The organism is Pseudomonas sp. GM25 (genome assembly GCF_000282255.1).
Taxonomy (GTDB): domain Bacteria; phylum Pseudomonadota; class Gammaproteobacteria; order Pseudomonadales; family Pseudomonadaceae; genus Aquipseudomonas; species Aquipseudomonas aphyarum.
Genome location: NZ_AKJQ01000060.1, coordinates 33,318 through 54,602, shown reverse-complemented (window position 1 = coordinate 54,602; position 21,285 = coordinate 33,318). Strand labels below are relative to the sequence as shown.

Genomic DNA, 21,285 nt, shown 5'->3' with positions numbered 1-21,285 from the left:
TCGAAACCTACTTAACTCATTGAATCTCAAGGAGTTTTCCGTTTCGACTGCGCCGGAAGTGGGGCGAATTATAGAGACTCAGAATCTGCCGTCAACCCTTAATTTCATAAATCTGTCATATCGGTCAAAAAAGCCCTGAAACGCGAAGGCCGACCTTAAAAGGTCGGCCTTCTTTGCACTGCCCTTCTACTTACAAGCTAGGGAAAGCGAATTGCGAAGCCTCATGGCTCGCCCGCTGCGGCCAGCGCTGGGTGATCGCCTTGCGACGGGTATAGAAGCGCACACCATCCGGACCGTAGGCATGCAGGTCGCCGAACAGCGAACGCTTCCAGCCACCGAAGCTGTGGTAAGCCACCGGCACCGGCAGTGGAACGTTGACGCCGACCATGCCGACTTCGATCTCGTCGCAGAACAGACGCGCCGCTTCACCGTCACGGGTGAAGATGCAGGTGCCGTTGCCGTATTCGTGATCGTTGATCAGCTGCATCGCCTCTTCCAGGCTGTTTACTCGAACGACGCACAGCACCGGCCCGAAGATCTCTTCTTTATAGATGCGCATCTCAGGCGTGACGTTGTCGAACAGGCAGCCACCCAGGAAGAAGCCTTCTTCATGACCGGCAACGCTCAGACCACGACCGTCGACCACCAGGGTCGCGCCCGCCGCCACGCCGTCTTCGACATAGCCGCTGACCTTGTCGCGCGCCTGACCGGTAACCAGCGGCCCCATGTCCAGACCGCAAGAAGTGCCGGCACCGATTTTCAGCGCCTTGATCTGTGGAACCAGTTTGGCCACCAGTGCGTCAGCCACCTGATCGCCCACACACACGGCTACCGAAATCGCCATGCAGCGCTCGCCGCAAGAACCGTAAGCCGCGCCCATCAGTGCGCTGACCGCGTTGTCCAGATCCGCATCCGGCATCAGCACCGCGTGGTTCTTCGCGCCGCCCAGTGCCTGCACGCGTTTGCCGCGCTTGGTGCCTTCGGAATAGATGTATTCGGCAATCGGCGTCGAACCCACGAAGCTCAGGGCTTTGACTTCCGGCGCTTCGATCAGCGCGTCCACCGCAGTCTTGTCACCGTGCACCACGCTCAGCACACCTTTCGGCAGACCGGCTTCCAGCAGCAGTTGCGCGATCAGCAGGGTCGAGCTCGGATCACGCTCGGACGGCTTGAGGATGAAGCAGTTGCCGCAGACGATCGCTAGCGGATACATCCACAGCGGCACCATGGCCGGGAAGTTGAACGGAGTGATACCGGCCACCACGCCCAGCGGCTGGAAGTCCGACCACGCATCAATATTCGGGCCGACATTGCGGCTGTACTCGCCCTTGAGGATTTCCGGCGCTGCGCAGGCGAACTCGACGTTCTCGATACCGCGCTTCAGTTCACCGGCAGCGTCTTCCAGAGTCTTGCCGTGCTCTTCGCTGATCAATTGCGCGATGCGCGCTTCGTTCTGCTCCAGCAGTTGCTTGAAACGGAACATCACCTGAGCACGTTTGGCTGGTGGCGTGTTACGCCAGGCCGGGAACGCAGCCTTGGCGGCATCGATGGCATGCTGGATGGTTTCGCGACTGGCCAGCGGCAGCTTGTGGATAGCCTGACCGGTGGACGGGTTGAACACATCGACCGCGCGACCGTTCTCGGTCACCAGTTCGCCATTGATCAAATGCGGGATAACGCTCATCGGGGAACTCCTGAATTCTTGTAAGCAGACGCCCGCAAGGGGCGCCTGCTATTGGCGTATCTATATAGAAGGAAAAATCAGTCGAGCTTGTTCAGCACTTCGCCGACCGCGTCGAACAGACGATCAAGATCTTGCGGCTTGCTGTTGAAGGTTGGGCCGAACTGCAGGGTGTCGCCGCCGAAGCGCACGTAGAACCCGGCTTTCCACAGCGCCATACCGGCTTCGAACGGACGCACGATGGCATCGCCATCACGGCCCGCGATCTGGATTGCACCGGCCAGGCCGTAGTTACGAATGTCGATGACGTTCTTCGCACCTTTCAGGCCATGCAGGGCATTTTCGAAATGTGGCGCGACTTCGGCCACGCTCTGCACGAGGTTTTCCTTTTGCAGCAGGTCGAGTGCCGCCAGGCCCGCGGCGCAAGCTACCGGGTGCGCCGAGTAGGTGTAGCCGTGCGGGAATTCCACGGCGTATTCCGGGGTCGGCTGGTTCATGAAGGTCTGGTAGATCTCGGAGCTGGCAATCACCGCGCCCATCGGGATCGCGCCGTTGGTGACTTGCTTGGCGATGCACATCAGGTCCGGGGTCACGCCGAAGGTGGTGGCGCCGAACATGGTGCCGGTCCGGCCGAAACCGGTGATCACTTCGTCGAACACCAGCAGGATGTTGTGCTGATCGCAGATTTCACGCAGACGCTTCAGATAACCCTGCGGCGGAACCAGCACGCCAGCGGAACCGGCCAGAGGCTCAACGAACACCGCAGCGATGTTCGAAGCATCGTGCAGCTCGATCAGCTTCAGCAGCTCATCGGCCAGTGCGATACCGCCCTGCTCCGGCATGCCACGGGAGAAAGCATTGCTCGCCAGCAGAGTGTGCGGCAGGTGATCGACGTCCATCATCGCCTGACCGAACAGCTTGCGGTTGCCGTTGACGCCACCGAGGCTGGTGCCGGCGATGTTCACGCCGTGGTAGCCACGGGCGCGGCCGATCATTTTGGTCTTGGTCGACTGGCCTTTCAGGCGCCAGTAGGCTCGGACCATTTTCACCGCGGTATCGGCACACTCGGAACCGGAGTCGGTGAAGAACACGTGGTTCAGGTTGCCGGGTGTCAGGTCGGTGATTTTCTCCGCCAACTGGAACGACAGCGGGTGGCCGTACTGGAAGCCCGGCGAGTAATCGAGAGTGCCCAACTGCTTGGCCACCGCTTCCTGGATTTCCTTGCGGGTATGCCCGGCGCCGCAGGTCCACAGACCGGACAGCGAGTCGTACACCTTGCGGCCCTTGTCGTCGATCAGCCAGCTGCCTTCGGCACCGACGATCAGGCGCGGGTCGCGCTGGAAGTTGCGGTTGGCGGTGTACGGCATCCAGTGCGCGTCCAGCTTCAGTTGGCTGGCCAGTGGCGACGACGCGTTTTCAGGCATGTTCATCGGGCAAAACCTCACAGGGCAATAAGCTTCAGAGCGATAGAAAGCGTTGTTGCAGCTAAATTGCCACGCGGATAAAGTCGGTGAAATTCAACTCTTCTAACCTTCAGTTAGAACTCTGCTAAACAATGAGAACCACAGCATGAGCAGCCGTCGCCCCGATCCACTGGCCCAGGTCAGTGACTTTGATATTCGCCTGCTGCGGATTTTTCGCAGCGTGGTGGAGTGCGGCGGCTTCTCGGCGGCGGAAACCGTGCTCGGCATCGGTCGCTCGGCGATCAGCCAACAGATGAGCGATCTGGAGCAACGCCTGGGCCTGCGTCTGTGCCAGCGCGGGCGCGCCGGTTTCTCCCTGACCGAAGAAGGTCGCGAGGTTTATCAATCGGCGTTGCAGCTACTAAGTGCGCTGGAAAGTTTCCGCACCGAGGTCAACGGCCTGCACCAGCACTTGCGCGGCGAGTTGATCATCGGCCTGACCGACAACCTCGTCACCCTGCCCCATATGCGCATCACCCACGCGCTCGCGCAGTTGAAGGAGCGCGGGCCGGACGTGCAGATCCAGATCCGCATGATCGCCCCCAACGAAGTCGAACAAGGCGTGCTCGACGGCCGCCTGCATGTCGGCGTGGTGCCGCAGGCCAGTGCGTTGTCGGGACTGGAATATCAGCCGCTGTACAGCGAACGTTCGTTGCTTTATTGCGCGGTGGGTCATCCGCTGTTTTACGTCGACGATAAACAGCTGGATGACGAGCGCCTCAACAGTCAGGACGCCATCGCCCCGACCTTCCGTTTGCCGGCGGAGATCCAGGCGCACTATCAAGCCCTCAATTGCACCGCCAGCGCTTCCGACCGCGAAGGCATGGCGTTCCTGATTCTGACCGGGCGTTACATCGGCTACCTGCCGGATCACTACGCCAGTCTCTGGGTTCAACAAGGTCGCTTGCGCGCACTCAAGGCCAGCACCCGCTTCTATGATTTGAGCCTGGCCTCGGTCACCCGCAAGGGTCGCCGCCCTCATCTGGTACTGGAAAGCTTTCTCGAAAGCCTCGCCGCCACCCGCTGACGACCGGGGTTTTATTCGCCCGGGGCTTGTCCCGCGCCGGTGGTTGCGCTATCAACGCAACTGGTTGCACCCCACAGACAAACCCGGAAGTGCCTATGACCTTTGAAGTCCCCGCTCACGGCGGCAAACCTGCCAGCCGCATTCGTCAGAAGAACGAAGAGACCATCATCAAAGCCGCCGAAGACGAGTTCGCCCGTCACGGGTACAAAGGCACGAGCATGAACACCATCGCCACCAAGGCCGGGCTGCCCAAGGCGAATCTGCATTACTACTTCACCAACAAGCTCGGGTTGTACGTGGCGGTGCTGAGCAACATCCTTCAATTGTGGGACAGCACCTTCAACACCCTGACGGCCGACGACGATCCGGCTGAAGCGCTGACCCGCTACATCCGCGCAAAAATTGAATTCTCCCGTCGCCAGCCGCAAGCTTCGCGAATCTTCGCGATGGAAGTGATCAGCGGCGGCGAATGCCTGACCGAATATTTCAACCAGGATTACCGCGCCTGGTTCCAGGGCCGCGCCGGCGTGTTCCAGGCCTGGATCGACGCGGGCAAAATGGACCCGGTCGACCCGGTGCACCTGATCTTCCTGCTGTGGGGCAGCACTCAGCATTACGCCGACTTCGCCACCCAGATCTGCCGCGTGACCGGTCGCAGCAAGTTGACCAAACAGGACATGGAAGACGCCGGCAACAACCTGATCCGCATCATCCTCAAAGGCTGCGGCCTCACTTCTTCTATATAAGTCGTTTTATGCCATTCACCCTCAGCGGCTTTTGCGAGTTCCGCGAAGAGATTCGCAAAAGCCGTTTCATCACCTTCGCCGCGCCGATCGGCAGCCCCGCGGAGGCGCAAGCCTTCATCGAGCAGTACAGCGACTTGAACGCCTCGCACAATTGCTGGGCGTGGAAACTCGGCGATCAATACCGCAGCAACGACGACGGCGAACCCGGTGGCACTGCCGGTCGGCCGATTCTTGCAGCCATCGAAGCGCAGGACTGCGATCAGGTCGCGGTGCTGGTGATCCGCTGGTACGGCGGCATTCAACTGGGCACCGGCGGTCTGGCCCGGGCCTATGGCGGCGGCGCCAACAAATGTCTGCAGGCCGCGCCGAAGGTCGAGTTGATCAGTCGCGTGCCCGTACGTTGCGCCTGCGCTTTCAGTGAACTGGCGCTGGTGAAACTGCGGGTCGCGGATCTGGGCGGATTGGTGGTCGAGGAAAACTTCACCGCCAATGGTGTCGAGCTGCAACTGGCCGTGGGCGAAGCGCACATCGAGCTGTTGCAGAATCAGTTGGCCGACCTGAGCCGTGGGCGAATCCTGCTTCAGCGTTGAACCCTCGCCATGTTTTGGGGCACCAGCCCGTTTGCTTATGCCCGAGACTTGCCCACATCCGCTGTGCACCCGGCTGTGGATAACCTGAGCACAGGATGCTGTAACCCTTCTGTCCCGTGGCTTTGCGGGATTTGTTCACTTTTCGTCCAATCGTCCATCACAACAAACAATTTCACGTAAAAACAATCGCTTAGCGTTGTTTATCGCCTTTAGAAGAAAGCCCGGCAGTGCTTATGCCCGGGATTTTGTCTTGCGCACAAATACTGTGGAGCAACCTGTGGATAAGCCGTTCATGGCTGGCGCAGTCGCAGGTTCTGCATGGCTTCGGCGAGGTTGTTCGTTTTTTGATCAGCCAGATGCGGGCAAAACTGGAGCCTGATCAAGGGCTTTGCCCTCAAGTGGTGCCGCGCAAGACGTCGAATTCATTCCACAGGCTCTACGCCACAGGCTGGCAAACAGCGGTCGCACAGGTTCCTGACTCAATGGCCAGGAAATTGCTTTATCCACGGGCACAACTCCAAGCGACCCGAGCCTGTCATGCCAAACCCCACGTCCACACCGCGCCTGCAACTGCGCCACATCAGCAAACGTTATCCCGGTTGCCTCGCCAATGACGCCATCGACCTGAGCATTGCCCCCGGTGAAATCCACGCGCTGCTCGGTGAAAACGGTGCAGGTAAAAGCACGTTGATGAAGATCATCTACGGCGTCACCCAGGCCGATTCGGGCGAGATACTGTGGCAGGGACAACCGGTGAACATGCGCAACCCGGCCCAGGCCCGGCAGTTGGGCATCGGCATGGTGTTCCAGCATTTCTCGCTGTTCGAGACCCTGAGCGTGGCGCAAAACATTGCGCTGGCGATGGGCGCAGGAGCCGGTTCGCCGAAACAGCTGGAGGCGAAAATCCGTGAAGTGTCGCGCCGATATGGCATGGCGCTGGAGCCCCAGCGACTTGTCCACAGTCTGTCGATCGGCGAGCGGCAACGGGTGGAGATCGTTCGTTGCCTGATGCAGAACATTCGCCTGCTGATTCTCGATGAGCCGACCTCGGTGCTCACGCCGCAGGAAGCCGACGAGTTGTTCATCACCCTGCGCCGGCTCGCGGCCGAGGGCTGCAGCATTCTGTTCATCAGCCACAAACTCGGCGAGGTGCGCGCCTTGTGTCACAGCGCCACGGTGCTGCGTGGCGGTCGGGTGGCCGGGCATTGCGTACCGGCCGACTGCACCGACCGGCAACTGGCGCAATTGATGGTGGGCGACGCCGCGACATTGATCGGCGAGTTCACGAAGGTCACCGGTGGCGCGGCGTTCTTGCAGGTCAGCGGATTGAACTGGCACAACCCGGATCCGTTCGGCTGCTCCCTGAGCGACATCGACCTGCAGGTGCGCAGCGGTGAAATCGTCGGCATCGCCGGCGTGGCGGGCAACGGTCAGGACGAATTACTGGCATTGCTCAGCGGCGAACAGACACTGCCCCGAGATGCAGCGGCAACCATCCGTTTCCAAGAACACGCCGTCGCCGATCAGCGCCCGGATGCACGACGCAAACTCGGCCTGGCGTTCGTCCCCGCCGAACGACTCGGGCATGGCGCGGTGCCGGACATGAGTCTGGCGGACAACGCCCTGCTCACCGCTTTTCAACAAGGCCTGGTCAGCCACGGCTTGATCGAGCGCGGCAAGGTCGAAACCCTCGCCCGAACGATCATCCAGCGCTTCGGCGTGAAAACCCCGGACACCCAGACCGCCGCCCGCAGCCTGTCCGGCGGCAACCTGCAGAAATTCATCCTTGGCCGGGAAATCCTCCAGCAACCGAAACTGCTGATCGCCGCGCACCCGACCTGGGGCGTGGATGTTGGCGCGGCGGCCACCATTCACCGGGCGCTGATTGCCCTGCGCGATGCCGGGGCGGCGATTCTGGTGATCTCCGAAGACCTCGACGAACTGTTCCAGATCAGCGACCGCCTCGGCGCGCTGTGCAGCGGGCGCCTGTCGGCGTTGCAGGACACGGCGCAAACCCGCCTCAGCGACGTCGGCGGCTGGATGGCCGGCCAGTTCGACACCCCTCAATCACAACCGGCCACGGTTTAACGGAGTTTTCCCATGTTGCTTTCCCTCGAACCCCGTGGCCGGCAATCGCGCCTGATGCTGTGGTGCTCGCCGGTGCTGGCGGCGGCGCTGACGCTGGTGTGCGGATCTTTGCTGTTCGTCGCCCTTGGCCACGATCCGCTGAAGACTTTGCACACGTTGTTGATCGCCCCGGTCAGTGACCTGTACGGCGTCTCCGAACTGCTGGTCAAAACCCTGCCGATCCTGTTGTGTGCGTTGGGCCTTGCAGTGGCCTATCAGGCGCGGATCTGGAACATCGGCGCCGAAGGCCAGTTGCTGCTCGGCGCCCTGGCTGGCAGTGCGCTGGCGGTAAATATTATCGATATGCAAAGCCGCTGGGCGCTGGTGCTGATCCTGCTCACCGGCACCCTCGCCGGCGCCGCGTGGGCCGGGCTCACCGCCTGGTTGCGCACACGCTTCAATGCCAACGAAATCCTCACCAGCATCATGCTCAATTACATAGCGCTGAACCTGCTGCTGTTCTGCGTGCACGGGCCGCTGAAGGATCCGGCCGGGTTCAACTTTCCCGAGTCGGCGATGTTCAGCGATGCCAGCCGTCTGCCGCTGTTGATGGAGGACGGTCGGGCACACATCGGGGTGTATTTCGCCTTGCTCGCGTTGGTCGCGGTGTGGGTGTTGCTGCAGAAAAGCTTCGTCGGTTTCCAGATCAAGGTGTTGGGGCTGGACAAACGTGCGGCAGGATTCGTCGGGTTTCGCGAAAAGCGTCTGATCTGGCTCGCACTGCTGATCAGTGGTGGATTGGCCGGGCTCGCCGGTGTCTGCGAAGTCACCGGGCCGATCGGCCAACTGGTGCCGCAAGTCTCGCCGGGCTACGGCTATGCGGCAATCACCGTGGCGTTTCTCGGGCGGCTCAACCCCATCGGCATTCTGTTTTCCAGCCTGTTGATGGCGCTGCTGTACATCGGTGGCGAGAGCGCGCAGATGACGCTGAATCTGCCGCAGGCGATCACCCAGTTGTTCCAGGGAATGATGCTGTTTTTCCTGCTGGCCTGTGACGTGCTGATCCTCTATCGGCCACGCCTGAACCTGCGCTGGGTGCGGCGCACTTCTACCACCGCCGTAACCGCCGGAGCGCTGTGATGGATATCGATCTGCTGAGCAATATTTTCTACGCCATGGTGCGCTGCGGTACGCCATTGCTGTTGGTAGCACTGGGTGAACTGATCTGCGAGAAGAGCGGCGTACTCAACCTCGGTCAGGAAGGCATGATGCTGTTTGGCGCGGTGATCGGTTTCATCGTCGCGTTCAACAGCGGCAACCTGTGGCTTGGCGTGGTGTTGGCGATGCTCGCCGGGATGCTGTTGTCGTCGCTGTTTGCCCTGGTGGCGCTGGTGTTCAACGCCAATCAGGTGGCAACCGGGCTGGCGCTGACGATTTTTGGTGTGGGCCTGTCGACCTTTGTCGGCGCGGCGTGGGTTGGCAAACCGCTGGCGGGATTCGAGCCGCTGGCGATTCCATACTTGAGCGAAATCCCGCTGATCGGCCGCATGCTGTTTGCCCAGGATCTGCTGGTGTACCTGTCGTTCGCGCTGTTTGCGCTGGTGGCGTGGGTGATCGTGAAAAGCCGTGTCGGGCTGATCATTCAAGCGGTCGGCGAGAACCCGGATGCGGCCAGTGCCATGGGCTTGCCGGTGCTGACCGTGCGCACACTGGCGGTGCTGTTCGGCGGCGCGATGGCCGGACTGGCCGGCGCTTATCTGTCGCTGGCGTACACGCCGATGTGGGCCGAGAACATGACCGCCGGGCGCGGCTGGATCGCGCTGGCGCTGGTGGTGTTCGCCAGTTGGCGGGTGTGGCGGTTGCTGCTCGGCGCGTATCTGTTCGGACTCGCCAGCATCCTGCACCTGGTGGCGCAAGGGTTGGGGCTGGCGATTCCTTCGAGTCTGCTGGCGATGCTGCCGTATGCCGCGACCATTCTGGTGCTGGTGTTGTTGTCGCGGGATGCGGTGCGTACGCGGTTGTACGCGCCGGTATCACTGGGACAGCCGTGGCAGGCCGGACACTAAGCCGTGACGGCTCGCGACAGCGGCCGAACCGGCAACACCTGAGCCATGCCCCACGCCAGTTCGAACACCAGGAACCCCACCAGCAACGAACTGGCGCCGTGGGCCAGGGCATACGCCTGCCACACGGCGAACAGAAACCTCGCCACCGCGTCATAGCGCCCATAAACCGGCTGCGGATCACGAATCCGCAGCACGGCCCAAACACAAACCACCGAACCCAACAGATTCGCCATCAACATATGCACAGGTTCGAACGCCGGCAGCTCGCCGGGCAGATCCAGCGCCTGGCTCAACGCCGTCAACACCCCATGCAACGCGGCAAAACTCCACGGCGTGACAAACGCCGCCGTCACGATCAAGTCATACCAGGCGCTGCCGCGCACCAACCGCCGATACTGCGTTGAAGTCCACATCGTCCTTGCTCCGAAAATTCAGGGAGCAACCACGGTAAAGCCTGGAGTATGCTCCAGGGTCAAACACTTTCGAGATCTCCTTGATGCGCATCGGTGAGTTGGCCCAGGCCTGCGATGTCAGCCGTGACACGCTGCGGTTCTACGAGGAGCGCGGATTGATCGCGGCGCAACGCAGCGCCAACGGTTATCGCGACTATCCACCGGAGATGGCGCAACTGGTGCTCTACATCAAGACTGCCCAACGTCTGGGCTTTACCCTCGGCGAGATCGGCAGCAGCGTGGGCGCGTTGTGGCAATCGCCCAACCCCGACACGGCCGTCACGCAACTGCTGCAAGACAAACTCAAACTGATCGAAACCCGCATGGCCGAACTCGGCGAGCTGCGCCACGAGTTGCAGCAACGACTCGGTCAACGCTGTCCATTGAACCCGTGATCTTTCAACTTTCAAGGAAAGCCAATCATGTCCGCACTTAATCCTGCCAAGCACGCATTGATCATCGGCGCCTCCCGGGGCCTGGGCCTGGGACTGGTGAAAACCCTGCTGGCCGACGGCTGGCGAGTCACCGCCACGGTTCGCAACCCTGCGAATGCCGAGGCGCTGAAAGCACTGGGCAACGTGCAAGTCGAAAAGCTCGACATGGACGACCAGCAAGCGGTGATCGCCCTGAGTCAGCAGCTCAAGGGCGAGACCTTCGACCTGCTGTTCGTCAACGCCGGGGTCAAAGGCCCTGACGTGCAAACCCCGGGCGGCGCGACGCTGGCGGAAGTCGGCCAGCTGTTCTTCACCAACGCCGTGGCGCCGATCAATCTGGCCCAGCGTTTCGTCGGCCAGATCCGCGACGGCAGCGGCGTGTTGGCGTTCATGAGTTCGGTGCTCGGCAGTGTGACCATGCCCGACGCGCCGGAACTGGCGCTGTACAAGGCCAGCAAAGCGGCGCTGAACTCGATGACCAACAGCTTCGTCACTCAGTTGGGCGATCAGAAACTCACGGTGCTGTCGCTGCATCCGGGCTGGGTGAAAACCGACATGGGCGGCGAAGGTGCCGACATCGACGTGGAGACCAGCACCCGTGGCCTGGTGGATCAGGTCGATGCGTTTGCCGGCAAGGGCGGCCATCACTTCGTGAACTACAAGGGTGAAACCATTCCCTGGTAATCGCTGGACCCTGTGGGGGCTTGCTCCCACAGGGTTATCCCGGTGTCTGGTCGGGTTGGGCTTGCCCGTCGCAACATTTTGTTCGAAACTCCGCACCTCGTCCTTCGCGGCGACCCTGGATCAGCAGACAGGGCAACACTGAGCTGGCAACCCTGAACCCAACTTTCAGAGGAGCCGGCCACAATGCCTGCGACCCGTATCTGGTTAAAAAATCCCCTCGCCATTTTCACGGCCAACGGTCTCGATGCCCGTGGCGGTCTGGTGCTGCAAGACGGTGTGATCACCGAAGTGCTTGGCGCCGGCCAGCAACCATCCACACCGTGCAATGAAGTGTTCGACGCCCGTGAACACGTGATCCTGCCGGGCCTGATCAACACCCACCACCACTTCTATCAGACCCTGACCCGCGCCTGGGCGCCGGTGGTCAATCAGCCGTTGTTCCCGTGGCTGAAAACCCTGTACCCGGTCTGGGCGCGCCTGACGCCTGAAAAACTCGCCCTCGCCACCAAAGTCGCGCTGGCCGAGTTGCTGTTGTCGGGTTGCACCACCGCTGCCGACCACCATTACCTGTTCCCGGATGGCCTGGAAAACGCCATCGACGTGCAAGTCGAAACCGTGCGCGAACTGGGCATGCGCGCCATGCTCACCCGCGGTTCGATGAGCCTCGGCGAGAAGGACGGCGGCCTGCCTCCGCAACAGACCGTGCAGGAAGGCCAGGTGATTCTCGACGACAGTCAGCGGCTGATTCACGAGTACCACGAACGTGGCGACGGCGCGCAAATCCAGATTGCTCTGGCGCCGTGCTCGCCATTTTCGGTGACCCCGGAAATCATGTCCGCCAGCGCCGAACTGGCGAACAAACTCGATGTGCGTCTGCACACCCACCTCGCCGAAACCCTCGACGAAGAAGATTTCTGCCTGCAACGCTTCGGCCTGCGCACTGTGGATTATCTGGACAGCGTCGGCTGGCTCGGCCCGCGTACGTGGCTGGCTCACGGCATCCACTTCAACCCCGACGAAATCGCCCGTCTCGGCGCGGCCGGCACCGGTATCTGCCACTGCCCGAGCTCGAACATGCGTCTGGCGTCGGGCATCTGCCCGAGCATCGACCTGACCGATGCCGGCGCATTGTTCGGTATCGGCGTGGATGGTTCGGCGTCCAACGATGCATCGAACATGATCCTCGAAGCCCGTCAGGCCCTGTACATCCAGCGCCTGCGTTACGGCGCCGAAAAGATCACCCCGGAACGCGTGCTGGGCTGGGCGACCAAGGGTTCGGCGAGCCTGTTGGGCCGCACCGATATCGGTGAACTGGCGGTCGGCAAGCAGGCGGATCTGGCGTTGTTCAAGCTGGATGAACTGCGCTTCTCCGGCAGCCATGACCCGATCTCGGCGTTGCTGTTGTGCGGCGCGGATCGTGCGGATCGCGTGATGGTCGGCGGCAAGTGGCGTGTGATTGACGGGCAGGTTGAAGGGCTGGATCTCAAAGGCCTGATTGCCGATCACAGCCAGGCGGCTCGGCAGTTGATTGCCGGTACCTGATTCCTCCTCCTGACCTGATGATCGTTCCCACGTCGAGGCGTCGAACCGTCCGCGTGGGAACGATCAATCACAACCCCAGCAGCGACAACATGATAAATGTCGCAAACAGCACAAAATGGGTCATGCCCTCAATCGCATTGGTCTCCCCGTCATTGAGGTTGATCGCGCTGACAATCAGCGTGATGAAGATCATTACCGTCTGCACCGGCGTCATCGCCATCTGAAACGGCTGCCCCGTATAGAGCGCCATCGCTTCCATCACCGGCACCGTCAAAATCACCGTCGATAACGACGCGCCCATCGCAATGTTGACCACCGACTGCATCCGGTTGGCCAACGCCGCGCGCAACGCGGTCAGAATCTCCGGCGCTGCCGAAATCGCTGCCACCAGAATCGCCGTGATCACCGGCGGTGCGCCCGTCCCTTCCAGCCCCAGATCGAGGGTCTTGGACATCACCTCGGCCAGTGCGCCGATCACCACCACGCCGAACACTAGAATGCCGATCGACAGCGCCAGGCTGACCGGTTTCGGCTCCTGTTCCACGGGCTCTTTCTTGCGGCGTTTGTCCGGGTAGCTGTAGCTGAAAAAGTAACTGTGCGGCCCGACCTGCATCCGCAGAAACAACGCATAAAGCACCACCATCGCGCCGATGGTGAACGCCGAATAGATTTTCCAGTTGGCCTCGGGAATGAACTCCGGCACCACCATCGACACGCCCATGGCAGTGAGGATCATCACGCTGTAACTGCGGGCCGAATCGTCGTTGTAGGACTGCTCGCCATGCTTGATCCCGCCCATCAGCGCGGCGAGGCCGAGGATGCCGTTGATATCGAGCATCACCGCCGAATAGATCGTGTCGCGCACCAGCGTCGGCGAGGCTTCGTTGCTCATCATGATCGCCAGGATCACCACTTCCACGAGTACGGCGGCGAGAGTCAGGATCATCGTGCCGTACGGGTCGCCGACTTTTTCCGCGAGCAGTTCGGCCTGATGGGCGACGCGCATCGAGGCGGCGACGATGAACGCGATCAACACCAGCCCGGCCGTCAGCGCTACGAGCTGGCCGCTGTGCAGCAACCAGTGCTCCAGCGGATACGCGACAAGGGCCGCGATCAGGGCCAGCAGCAGAAAGCTTTCTTGCTTGAGGATCGTGAGCATGGCGGGCCTTTTGGCGCAGGGGTTCGAATGAGCTACTGACTGCGGGGCGGCGCTAATGGTTCGTTACACCTTAGCGCACCAGTGGATGGCGTCCGTGTACGGGCATGCACTTTTTTCGGCCCGGCCGGCCTCATCGCGAGCAAGCTCGCTCCCACAGGGATCGCGGTGCTTTTGTGGGAGCGAGCCTGCTCGCGAAGGCCTCGCCCCGATTTCCAATTGATTTGTTGTCCGCTTGGTCAGCCTTTTGCATTGCCCTCCCCACACACAACAAAAGGGAGTTCGCGTTCATGCAAAAACGTCCACTGCAAACACTGCTGTGCATCGCCATGGGCCTTGGCCTCAGCCTGAGCGCCAGTGCCGCCGATCCACTGAAAGTCGGCTTCGTCTACATCGGCCCCATCGGCGACCACGGCTGGACGTATCAGCATGAACAGGGGCGCAAGGCGCTGGCGGAAAAACTCGGTTCGCAGATCACCACCAACTACGTGGAGAACGTCGCCGAAGGCGCCGATGCCGAGCGGGTAATCCGCAACATGGCCAAGGACAACTACGACCTGATCTTCACCACCTCTTTCGGCTACATGAACCCGACGGTGAAAGTCGCCAAGCAGTTTCCCAAGGTGACCTTCGAACACGCCACCGGCTACAAGCAGGACAAGAACCTCGGCACCTATCTCGCGCGCACCTACGAGGGCCGTTACGTCGGTGGTTTCCTCGCGGCGAAGATGACCAAGACCAAAAAGATCGGCTACGTCGCCTCGTTCCCGATCCCCGAAGTGATCCGCGACATCAACGCCATCCAGCTGGCCCTGAACAAGTACAACCCCGGCACCGAGATCAAAGTGGTGTGGGTCAACTCGTGGTTCGACCCGGGCAAGGAAGCCGACGCCGCCAACGCACTGATCGATCAGGGTGTGGACGTCGTGTTCCAACACACCGACAGCCCGGCGCCGATTCAGGCTGCCGAGCGGCGTGGTGTCTATGCCGTGGGCTACGCTTCGGACATGGCGCACTTCGGGCCGAAAGCGGTGCTGACTTCAATCGTCAACGACTGGGCGCCGCACTACATTCAGGCGACCCAAAGCGTGATCGACCATAACTGGAAATCCCAGGACTACTGGGGCGGGTTGAAGGAAGGCACGGTCGAACTGCCGATCAGCGATCTGGTGCCGGCACCGGTGAAGGCCGAAGCCGAGCAGATCATCGCCGACATCAAGAGCGGCGCCCTGCAACCGTTCACCGGGCCGATCAAGGATCAGGCCGGGGCCGAGAAAATCCCGGCGGGGGTCAGCGCCACCAACGCCGAACTGGCGTCGATGAATTACTACGTCGAAGGCATGAAGGCCGAGATGCCGAAGTAACCACCTGACCCTGACCGCTCCCCTTGGATGGGAGCGGTCGCTGAAGAGCATTCGAAATGAACCAACTCCCGATCATCGACATCTCGCCGCTCTACTCCGACGACCAGAACGCCTGGTCCGCCGTCGCCGAACAGATCGACCACGCCTGCCGCGAATGGGGCTTTTTCTACATCAAGGGCCACCCGATTTCTGCGCAGCGCATCGAATCCCTGCTCGATCACGCCCAGCACTTCTTCGCATTGCCAACAGCGGAAAAACTCAAGATCGACATCACCCAGACTGTCCATCACCGCGGCTACGGCGCCATCGCCACCGAACAGCTCGACCCGGACAAACCCAGCGACCTCAAGGAAACCTTCGACATGGGCCTGCACCTGCCGGCCGATCATCCCGAGGTGCTGGCGGAAAAACCCTTGCGTGGCCCCAACCGTCATCCGGCCATTCCCGGTTGGGAAACGCTGATGGAGCAGCATTACCTCGACATGCAGGCCCTCGCGCAAACCCTGTTGCGGGCCATGACTTTAGCGCTGGGCATCGAGCGCGACTTCTTCGATACACGCTTCAACGAGCCGGTCAGCGTGCTGCGGATGATCCACTACCCGCCGCGCCACACCGCCAGTTCTGCCGAGCAGCAAGGTGCCGGCGCGCACACCGATTACGGCTGCATCACGCTGTTGTATCAGGACACCGCCGGCGGCTTGCAGGTGAAAAACGTCAAAGGCCAGTGGATCGACGCCCCGCCCATCGACGGCACCTTCGTGGTCAACCTCGGCGACATGATGGCGCGCTGGAGCAACGACCGTTATCGCTCGACTCCGCACCGGGTGATCAGCCCGCTCGGCGTGGATCGCTACTCGATGCCGTTCTTCGCCGAGCCGCACCCGGACACCCGCATCGAGTGCCTGCCCGGTTGCCAGGACGCACAGCACGCAGCGAAATATCCGACCACCACCTGCGCCGAATTCCTGCTGTCGCGTTTCGCCGATACCTACGCCTATCGACGGGAGCAGGAAGCGGTGTGATGGATCGGTTGGTCAGGTTTTGCCATTTGTTTCGGTGGGCATCTGTAGAATGCCGTCATTGCACCTGATGAGAAAAGAATATGTACGACTGGCTCAACGCCTTGCCCAAGGCCGAACTGCACCTGCACCTCGAAGGCTCGCTGGAGCCCGAGCTGCTGTTCGCCCTGGCCGAACGCAACAAGATCGCCCTGCCGTGGAGCGACGTCGAAACCCTGCGCAAGGCTTACGCCTTCAACAATCTTCAGGAATTCCTCGACCTGTATTACCAGGGCGCCGACGTGCTGCGCACCTCCCAGGATTTCTACGACCTGACCTGGGCCTACCTGCTGCGCTGCAAAGAACAGAACGTGATCCACACCGAACCGTTCTTCGATCCGCAGACCCACACCGACCGTGGCATCCCGTTCGAAGTGGTGCTCAACGGCATCGCCGCCGCGCTGAAGGATGGCGAGCAGCAACTGGGCATCACCAGCGGCTTGATCCTGAGTTTCCTGCGCCACCTGAGCGAAGATGAAGCACAGAAAACCCTCGACCAGGCGCTGCCGTTCCGTGATGCGTTCGTCGCGGTAGGTCTGGACAGCTCCGAGATGGGTCACCCGCCGAGCAAGTTCCAGCGCGTGTTCGATCGTGCCCGTCACGAAGGTTTCCTGACCGTCGCCCATGCCGGTGAAGAAGGCCCGCCAGAGTACATCTGGGAAGCCATCGACCTGCTGAAAATCCAGCGTATCGACCATGGCGTGCGCGCCATCGAAGACGAGCGCCTGATGCAGCGGATCATCGACGAGCAGATCCCGCTGACCGTATGCCCGCTGTCGAACACCAAACTCTGCGTGTTCGATCACATGTCGCAGCACAACATCCTCGACATGCTCGAGCGCGGCGTGAAGGTCACGGTGAACTCCGATGACCCGGCGTACTTCGGCGGTTATGTCACCGAGAACTTCCACGCGCTGCACACTCACCTGGGCATGACCCAGGATCAGGCCAAGCGCCTGGCGCAGAACAGCCTGGATGCGCGGTTGGTAAAACCGTAACAGTACAAAGCCGTTCGAACACGCCCGTGTTCGAACGGCTTTTCAGTTCTCAGCGCACAACCGCTTCCGTCAGCTCTTCGAGCGTCTTGCCCCGGGTCTCCATCCCGAACAGCCACACCACCCCCGCCGCAATCGCAAAGCACAGCGCCCCCAGCGCAAACACCCCGCCCTGCCCGGTAATCGGGAACACCAGCCCGGTGACCAACGGACCGAGCAACGACCCCACGCGTCCGATGGCCGAGGCGAATCCCGAGCCCGTCGCCCGCGCCGAGGTCGGATACAGTTCCGGCGTGTAGGTGTAGAGCACCGCCCACATGCCGAACAGGAAAAACTGCATCAACAGGCCCGTGCCGATCAGCAGCGCCACGTTGCCGCCAAACACCGCGCTTTGTCCGTACAGAAACGCCATCACCCCGCCGCCGAGCAACGTGACGATGCACACCGGCTTGCGTCCCCAACGCTCCACCAGCCAGGCCGCCATCAGGAAGCCGGGAATCCCGCCGAGGGAAATCAGCACCGTGTAATACACCGACTGAGTCACGGCGAAACCCGACTGTTGCAACAGTGCACTGAGCCACGACGTCAGGCCGTAGAAACCCAGTAGTGCGAAGAACCACAGGCTCCAGATCATCGTCGTGCGCTGGCGATACAGCGGTGACCAGATCTGTTTGAGCGCCGAAAGGAAATGACCCGGTGGAGTCACGCTGCGTGGCAGACGAACAGGCTCCGGCAATGCAGCACCGCCGAGTGAGGCTTGTACCCGCGCCTCGATCCCGCGCAAAACCTTGTCCGCCGCGTCATGCTTGCCGGCCTGCTCCAGCCAGCGCGGCGACTCGGGAATGAAAAAGCGGATCGCCAGCACGAACACCGCCGGCACCGCCAGCACCAGAAAGATGTCGCGCCAGCCAATCAACGGCAGCAGGAAATACGACAGCACCCCGGCAGCCAAGAAACCCAGCGGCCAGAAACCGTCCATCAAGGCGATGTAGCGTCCCCGGCGCTGGGCAGGAATCAACTCCGACAGCATCGACTGGGCAATCGGAAACTCCATGCCCATGCCGATTCCCAGCAGAATGCGAAACAGCGTCAGGCTCTCGACCGTCTGCGCCGTGGAGCACAGGTAACTGGCCAGCCCCCACAGGACGATGCTCCACTGGAACACCGGTTTGCGACCGAACCGATCCGCCAGCAATCCGGACAGCGACGCCCCCAGCACCATGCCAAAAAAACTCGAACTGGCCAGCAGGCCAGCCTGCGCACTGCTCAGGCCGAACTCGGCTTTGATCGAGCCGAGCAGGAAGGTCATCATCGCCAGATCCATGGAGTCGAAAAAAAACGCCAGGGCGATGATGATGAAGATGATCCGGTGATAACCGCTGACTGGCAGGCGCTCCAGTCGATCTGCCGCGCTGAAGTTTCCCGTGTCCATGCCACCTCCTCAATCCGAAAAGTCCCCGGATCGAGTGTGCGCGATAGCGGTTGCGCGCCTGTGCCAGATGCGACGTGTTCGCAGCCGTTGGCGACGTTCAGTTGCTGTCCCGTGGAAGAAAGCGCTCTACAACGCCATTTCCAGCTCGGTTTCACAGGCAAATCGATGAATTTCCCGCTGGCCCGCCGCCGTCAGTTGCAGGGCGCGGGAATCGTTGGGCAGTACCAGCCAGCCCGACTGCATGAACAGCTGCAGCAACGCCGCCCCCAACGAGCCTCCCATGTGCGGGCGACGCTCGCTCCAGTCCGGACAGGCGCACGCCACCTGGGCGTTGCGGTGGGCCAGCGCCTGGATGTACACCCCGCGCCCGGCCAGTTGAGTCGAGCCTTTGTGCGTGACCACCACTCGATGCTCAAGCTGCTCGATCCAGCCGGCGTCGAGCAGACGCTGGTACAGATCGGCGGCCAGCGTTCCACCCAGATGGTCGTCGCAAAACCGCGCGCGCAGCAGTGACGAAGGCGCCGCCTGGGGTCTGACGACCGGCGAGGCACGCTTGAACACGTCGGGGATTTCTCTCGGAGCGCTGGCCAACGTGGCGCTGGCCAGCGCTTCGATGGCCGCGCCGATTTCGGGAGCCGCCAGGCGGAAGAAGCGTTTGCGACCGCGCGCCTCGACCTTCAACAGACCGCCAGCGGACAAGCGCCCCAGATGCGCACTGGCCGATGACGGCGATAGCCCCGCCAGCAACGCCAGCTCCTCGGTCTGCCGCGCCGAGCCATCCATGAGCGCCCACATCATTGCGCTGCGTTTGGGATCGGCCAGCAACGTGGCGATCTGGCTGATGCAAGGTGCATGTTCCATCTATTCACTCCCTGTTGAATCGTATCGTCTACAGCTCATAGACATCTTGACCAGTAATCAGTCGTCGGCCAAGGCGCGCAAAATACCTTGAGCCCAAGCGAGGCAGCGCGCCGCAGCAAGGAAACCGCAGCACTGTCGCGACCCTCGTCCCTACCCGGCCGGTTGCGGTCTGATCGTTCTCGCATCGGCCTTTTGGTGCGGGCATCAGGCGGTCGCTAGTATAAGCGGGTTGCTCGCGGCGTCCTGCGCCGGAGCGGCCGTGGTTGGTGATTGTTCCTGAGAGAAATTTCGCTATTTACCTGCGACTAATGGTCAGACTTCTGGAAAACGGGAAAACGGCTACTCAATTCGGCGCAACGGCTGGCGAGCATCTCCCTAAGAAGGTTCACCGGCTTACTCAATTGTGCGCGATGGGCGCACAGCAGATTCAGCGGAGCGCGTTCGCAGAGCAGCTCCGGCAACAGCACTTTCAGCCGCCCCGCCAGCACATCACCGGCCACATCGAGCCACGACTTGTAAGCGATGCCGGCTCCCGCCACAGCCCAAAGACGCACCACATCGGCGTCGTCACTGAAGCGGTCGCCACTGACGGTCAGGCCGACCTCGCGCTTGCCGTCGTGGAAACTCCAATGGTCGTGCACCCGGCCACCGAGCATATAAAGCAGGCAGTTGTGCTGAGCGAGCTGTTCCAGATGCAGCGGTTCGCCGTGCCGGGCCAGGTAGGCAGGAGATGCGCACAACACCCGTCGGTTGTGCGGAGCAATCGGCAACGCCACCAGACTCGAATCCTCCGGCTCGCCGTAGCGCAAGGCGATGTCCACCGGCTGGCGAAACAGATCGGCGATGCGGTCACCCAGCAGCAGGCGCACCGTCAGTTTCGGGTGTTCGCGCTGAAAGTCATCGAGCCACGGCAACAGAAGATTGCGCCCGAAGTCCGAAGGCGCCGACAGCTGCAGAATCCCGCTGACCTGATCCTGCCCGCTGGCCAGCAGACGCCGACCCTCATCAAGGTTGCTCAGCGCCGCCCGGGCGTACTCGAGAAACCCTTCACCTTCGGCCGTCAGCCGCAGGCTGCGGGTGGAGCGCGCCAACAAACGCGCGCCCAATTGCTGCTCGATCCGCTTGAGCGCGGCGCTGGCCACGGCGGCGGACATGTCCATCACCCGCGCCGCCGCCGACAGGCTGCCCAGATCCGCCGCCCGGACAAACAACTGCAAGTCATCGAAACGCAGCATCTCAGCCCCGATTATCAAAAAAATATTGAAAGAGACTGCTCTTTTAGCCGGTTTTATCTCCGGCAGAAATAGCCAATCATGCCATCCATCGAATTCATCCCGTCCCGGAGTCGAACATGTCCCAGCCTTTCACCGCCATCGCCACCCTGATTGCCCGACCTGGCCAGCAGGACGCCCTCGAACAGCACCTGCGCGCCCTGATAGAACCGACCCACGCCGAAGCCGGTTGCGGTCAGTACGACCTGCACCAGGATCTGGCCAATCCGCTGGCCTTCTACATGATCGAACAGTGGGCCAGCGACGAAGCCCTGCAAGAGCACGATGCCAGCGCTCATATCCAGCATTTCCGCAGCCAGGCCGAGGCGTTCCTCGAACACTTCGAACTCAAGCGCCTGCGCGTCATCGCCTGAAGCCTTCCTTTATTCACTTTCG

20 protein-coding genes are annotated in these 21,285 nt (G+C 61.6%); 13 read left to right on the top strand and 7 right to left on the bottom strand.

Annotated elements, in window-relative coordinates:
* Nucleotides 1-190: 190 nt before the first annotated feature.
* Both PMI24_RS23790 and PMI24_RS23785 read right to left on the bottom strand, forming a co-directional pair.
* Nucleotides 191-1,684, bottom strand: coding sequence for a CoA-acylating methylmalonate-semialdehyde dehydrogenase (locus tag PMI24_RS23790; protein ID WP_007958519.1), 1,494 nt, complete (start codon nt 1,682-1,684; stop codon nt 191-193).
* Between the two features lie 77 nt (nt 1,685-1,761).
* Nucleotides 1,762-3,111, bottom strand: a complete 1,350-nt coding sequence (locus PMI24_RS23785) for an aspartate aminotransferase family protein (RefSeq protein WP_007958518.1) — start codon at nt 3,109-3,111, stop codon at nt 1,762-1,764.
* A gap of 139 nt (nt 3,112-3,250) precedes the next feature.
* Between PMI24_RS23785 and PMI24_RS23780 the strand changes: the two genes are divergently transcribed.
* The 6 genes from PMI24_RS23780 to PMI24_RS23755 all read left to right on the top strand — a co-directional run bounded on the left by PMI24_RS23780 (nt 3,251) and on the right by PMI24_RS23755 (nt 9,640).
* On the top strand, nt 3,251-4,171 hold the full coding sequence (locus PMI24_RS23780) for a LysR family transcriptional regulator (protein ID WP_007958517.1): 921 nt from the start codon (nt 3,251-3,253) through the stop codon (nt 4,169-4,171).
* Nucleotides 4,172-4,266: 95 nt separating this feature from the next.
* Nucleotides 4,267-4,917, top strand: coding sequence for a TetR/AcrR family transcriptional regulator (locus tag PMI24_RS23775; RefSeq protein ID WP_007958515.1), 651 nt, complete (start codon nt 4,267-4,269; stop codon nt 4,915-4,917).
* An 8-nt stretch (nt 4,918-4,925) separates the two neighbouring features.
* Nucleotides 4,926-5,507 carry an IMPACT family protein gene (locus tag PMI24_RS23770; RefSeq protein ID WP_007958514.1) on the top strand — a complete coding sequence of 194 codons (582 nt, stop codon included), beginning with the start codon at nt 4,926-4,928 and terminating at the stop codon, nt 5,505-5,507.
* A 537-nt stretch (nt 5,508-6,044) separates the two neighbouring features.
* Nucleotides 6,045-7,595, top strand: coding sequence for an ABC transporter ATP-binding protein (locus tag PMI24_RS23765; protein WP_007958513.1), 1,551 nt, complete (start codon nt 6,045-6,047; stop codon nt 7,593-7,595).
* Between the two features lie 12 nt (nt 7,596-7,607).
* Nucleotides 7,608-8,714: an ABC transporter permease gene (locus PMI24_RS23760; protein ID WP_007958512.1), complete on the top strand. Its 1,107-nt coding sequence runs from the start codon at nt 7,608-7,610 to the stop codon at nt 8,712-8,714.
* Complete coding sequence (locus PMI24_RS23755) at nt 8,714-9,640, top strand: ABC transporter permease (RefSeq protein ID WP_007958511.1); 927 nt, start codon at nt 8,714-8,716, stop codon at nt 9,638-9,640. The genes PMI24_RS23760 and PMI24_RS23755 overlap by 1 nt, the downstream gene beginning before the upstream one ends.
* Here PMI24_RS23755 and PMI24_RS23750 read toward each other — a convergent pair.
* On the bottom strand, nt 9,637-10,053 hold the full coding sequence (locus tag PMI24_RS23750; protein WP_007958510.1) for a hypothetical protein: 417 nt from the start codon (nt 10,051-10,053) through the stop codon (nt 9,637-9,639). The two genes, PMI24_RS23755 and PMI24_RS23750, sit on opposite strands and share 4 nt — an antisense overlap.
* Nucleotides 10,054-10,136: 83 nt before the next feature.
* Here PMI24_RS23750 and PMI24_RS23745 point away from each other — a divergent pair, with 83 nt between their 5' ends.
* From PMI24_RS23745 to PMI24_RS23735, 3 genes are all read left to right on the top strand, one after another.
* Nucleotides 10,137-10,487, top strand: a complete 351-nt coding sequence (locus tag PMI24_RS23745; protein ID WP_007958509.1) for a MerR family DNA-binding transcriptional regulator — start codon at nt 10,137-10,139, stop codon at nt 10,485-10,487.
* A 27-nt stretch (nt 10,488-10,514) separates the two neighbouring features.
* The gene (locus PMI24_RS23740) at nt 10,515-11,210 is read left to right on the top strand and encodes an SDR family oxidoreductase (protein ID WP_007958507.1); all 696 of its coding nucleotides are present in this window, start codon (nt 10,515-10,517) and stop codon (nt 11,208-11,210) included.
* A 183-nt stretch (nt 11,211-11,393) separates the two neighbouring features.
* Complete coding sequence (locus PMI24_RS23735; RefSeq protein ID WP_007958506.1) at nt 11,394-12,752, top strand: 8-oxoguanine deaminase; 1,359 nt, start codon at nt 11,394-11,396, stop codon at nt 12,750-12,752.
* 67 nt (nt 12,753-12,819) lie between these two features.
* On the opposite strand, the gene PMI24_RS23730 is transcribed toward PMI24_RS23735, so the two are convergent.
* Complete coding sequence (locus PMI24_RS23730) at nt 12,820-13,911, bottom strand: calcium:proton antiporter (protein ID WP_007958505.1); 1,092 nt, start codon at nt 13,909-13,911, stop codon at nt 12,820-12,822.
* Nucleotides 13,912-14,198: 287 nt separating this feature from the next.
* Here PMI24_RS23730 and PMI24_RS23725 point away from each other — a divergent pair, with 287 nt between their 5' ends.
* The 3 genes from PMI24_RS23725 (at nt 14,199) to PMI24_RS23715 (ending at nt 17,328) form a co-directional block, all read left to right on the top strand.
* A complete protein-coding gene (locus PMI24_RS23725; RefSeq protein ID WP_007958504.1) occupies nt 14,199-15,272 on the top strand; it encodes a BMP family ABC transporter substrate-binding protein in 1,074 nt (357 codons plus the stop codon).
* Nucleotides 15,273-15,328: 56 nt separating this feature from the next.
* The gene (locus PMI24_RS23720; RefSeq protein WP_007958503.1) at nt 15,329-16,294 is read left to right on the top strand and encodes a 2-oxoglutarate and iron-dependent oxygenase domain-containing protein; all 966 of its coding nucleotides are present in this window, start codon (nt 15,329-15,331) and stop codon (nt 16,292-16,294) included.
* Between the two features lie 80 nt (nt 16,295-16,374).
* Entirely contained in the window at nt 16,375-17,328 is a 954-nt protein-coding gene (locus PMI24_RS23715; RefSeq protein ID WP_007958502.1) for an adenosine deaminase, read from the top strand.
* Nucleotides 17,329-17,377: 49 nt separating this feature from the next.
* Here the strand turns inward: PMI24_RS23715 and PMI24_RS23710 are convergent, their stop codons facing one another.
* The 3 genes from PMI24_RS23710 to PMI24_RS23700 all read right to left on the bottom strand — a co-directional run bounded on the left by PMI24_RS23710 (nt 17,378) and on the right by PMI24_RS23700 (nt 20,853).
* A complete protein-coding gene (locus PMI24_RS23710) occupies nt 17,378-18,757 on the bottom strand; it encodes an MFS transporter (protein ID WP_007958498.1) in 1,380 nt (459 codons plus the stop codon).
* Between the two features lie 126 nt (nt 18,758-18,883).
* Nucleotides 18,884-19,618 (bottom strand): ArsR/SmtB family transcription factor, encoded by a 735-nt coding sequence (locus PMI24_RS23705; protein ID WP_007958496.1) that lies wholly within the window; start codon nt 19,616-19,618, stop codon nt 18,884-18,886.
* 305 nt (nt 19,619-19,923) lie between these two features.
* Complete coding sequence (locus PMI24_RS23700) at nt 19,924-20,853, bottom strand: LysR family transcriptional regulator (RefSeq protein WP_007958495.1); 930 nt, start codon at nt 20,851-20,853, stop codon at nt 19,924-19,926.
* A gap of 116 nt (nt 20,854-20,969) precedes the next feature.
* Between PMI24_RS23700 and PMI24_RS23695 the strand changes: the two genes are divergently transcribed.
* Nucleotides 20,970-21,263, top strand: a complete 294-nt coding sequence (locus PMI24_RS23695) for a putative quinol monooxygenase (protein ID WP_007958494.1) — start codon at nt 20,970-20,972, stop codon at nt 21,261-21,263.
* Nucleotides 21,264-21,285 lie beyond the last annotated feature (22 nt).

Coding starts and splice junctions, on each gene's coding strand:
- PMI24_RS23790 (WP_007958519.1), bottom strand. CDS start 1,684: ATGAGCGTTATCCCGCATTTGATCAATGGCGAACTGGTGACCGAGAAC.
- PMI24_RS23785 (WP_007958518.1), bottom strand. CDS start 3,111: ATGAACATGCCTGAAAACGCGTCGTCGCCACTGGCCAGCCAACTGAAG.
- PMI24_RS23780 (WP_007958517.1), top strand. CDS start 3,251: ATGAGCAGCCGTCGCCCCGATCCACTGGCCCAGGTCAGTGACTTTGAT.
- PMI24_RS23775 (WP_007958515.1), top strand. CDS start 4,267: ATGACCTTTGAAGTCCCCGCTCACGGCGGCAAACCTGCCAGCCGCATT.
- PMI24_RS23770 (WP_007958514.1), top strand. CDS start 4,926: ATGCCATTCACCCTCAGCGGCTTTTGCGAGTTCCGCGAAGAGATTCGC.
- PMI24_RS23765 (WP_007958513.1), top strand. CDS start 6,045: ATGCCAAACCCCACGTCCACACCGCGCCTGCAACTGCGCCACATCAGC.
- PMI24_RS23760 (WP_007958512.1), top strand. CDS start 7,608: ATGTTGCTTTCCCTCGAACCCCGTGGCCGGCAATCGCGCCTGATGCTG.
- PMI24_RS23755 (WP_007958511.1), top strand. CDS start 8,714: ATGGATATCGATCTGCTGAGCAATATTTTCTACGCCATGGTGCGCTGC.
- PMI24_RS23750 (WP_007958510.1), bottom strand. CDS start 10,053: ATGTGGACTTCAACGCAGTATCGGCGGTTGGTGCGCGGCAGCGCCTGG.
- PMI24_RS23745 (WP_007958509.1), top strand. CDS start 10,137: ATGCGCATCGGTGAGTTGGCCCAGGCCTGCGATGTCAGCCGTGACACG.
- PMI24_RS23740 (WP_007958507.1), top strand. CDS start 10,515: ATGTCCGCACTTAATCCTGCCAAGCACGCATTGATCATCGGCGCCTCC.
- PMI24_RS23735 (WP_007958506.1), top strand. CDS start 11,394: ATGCCTGCGACCCGTATCTGGTTAAAAAATCCCCTCGCCATTTTCACG.
- PMI24_RS23730 (WP_007958505.1), bottom strand. CDS start 13,911: ATGCTCACGATCCTCAAGCAAGAAAGCTTTCTGCTGCTGGCCCTGATC.
- PMI24_RS23725 (WP_007958504.1), top strand. CDS start 14,199: ATGCAAAAACGTCCACTGCAAACACTGCTGTGCATCGCCATGGGCCTT.
- PMI24_RS23720 (WP_007958503.1), top strand. CDS start 15,329: ATGAACCAACTCCCGATCATCGACATCTCGCCGCTCTACTCCGACGAC.
- PMI24_RS23715 (WP_007958502.1), top strand. CDS start 16,375: ATGTACGACTGGCTCAACGCCTTGCCCAAGGCCGAACTGCACCTGCAC.
- PMI24_RS23710 (WP_007958498.1), bottom strand. CDS start 18,757: ATGGACACGGGAAACTTCAGCGCGGCAGATCGACTGGAGCGCCTGCCA.
- PMI24_RS23705 (WP_007958496.1), bottom strand. CDS start 19,618: ATGGAACATGCACCTTGCATCAGCCAGATCGCCACGTTGCTGGCCGAT.
- PMI24_RS23700 (WP_007958495.1), bottom strand. CDS start 20,853: ATGCTGCGTTTCGATGACTTGCAGTTGTTTGTCCGGGCGGCGGATCTG.
- PMI24_RS23695 (WP_007958494.1), top strand. CDS start 20,970: ATGTCCCAGCCTTTCACCGCCATCGCCACCCTGATTGCCCGACCTGGC.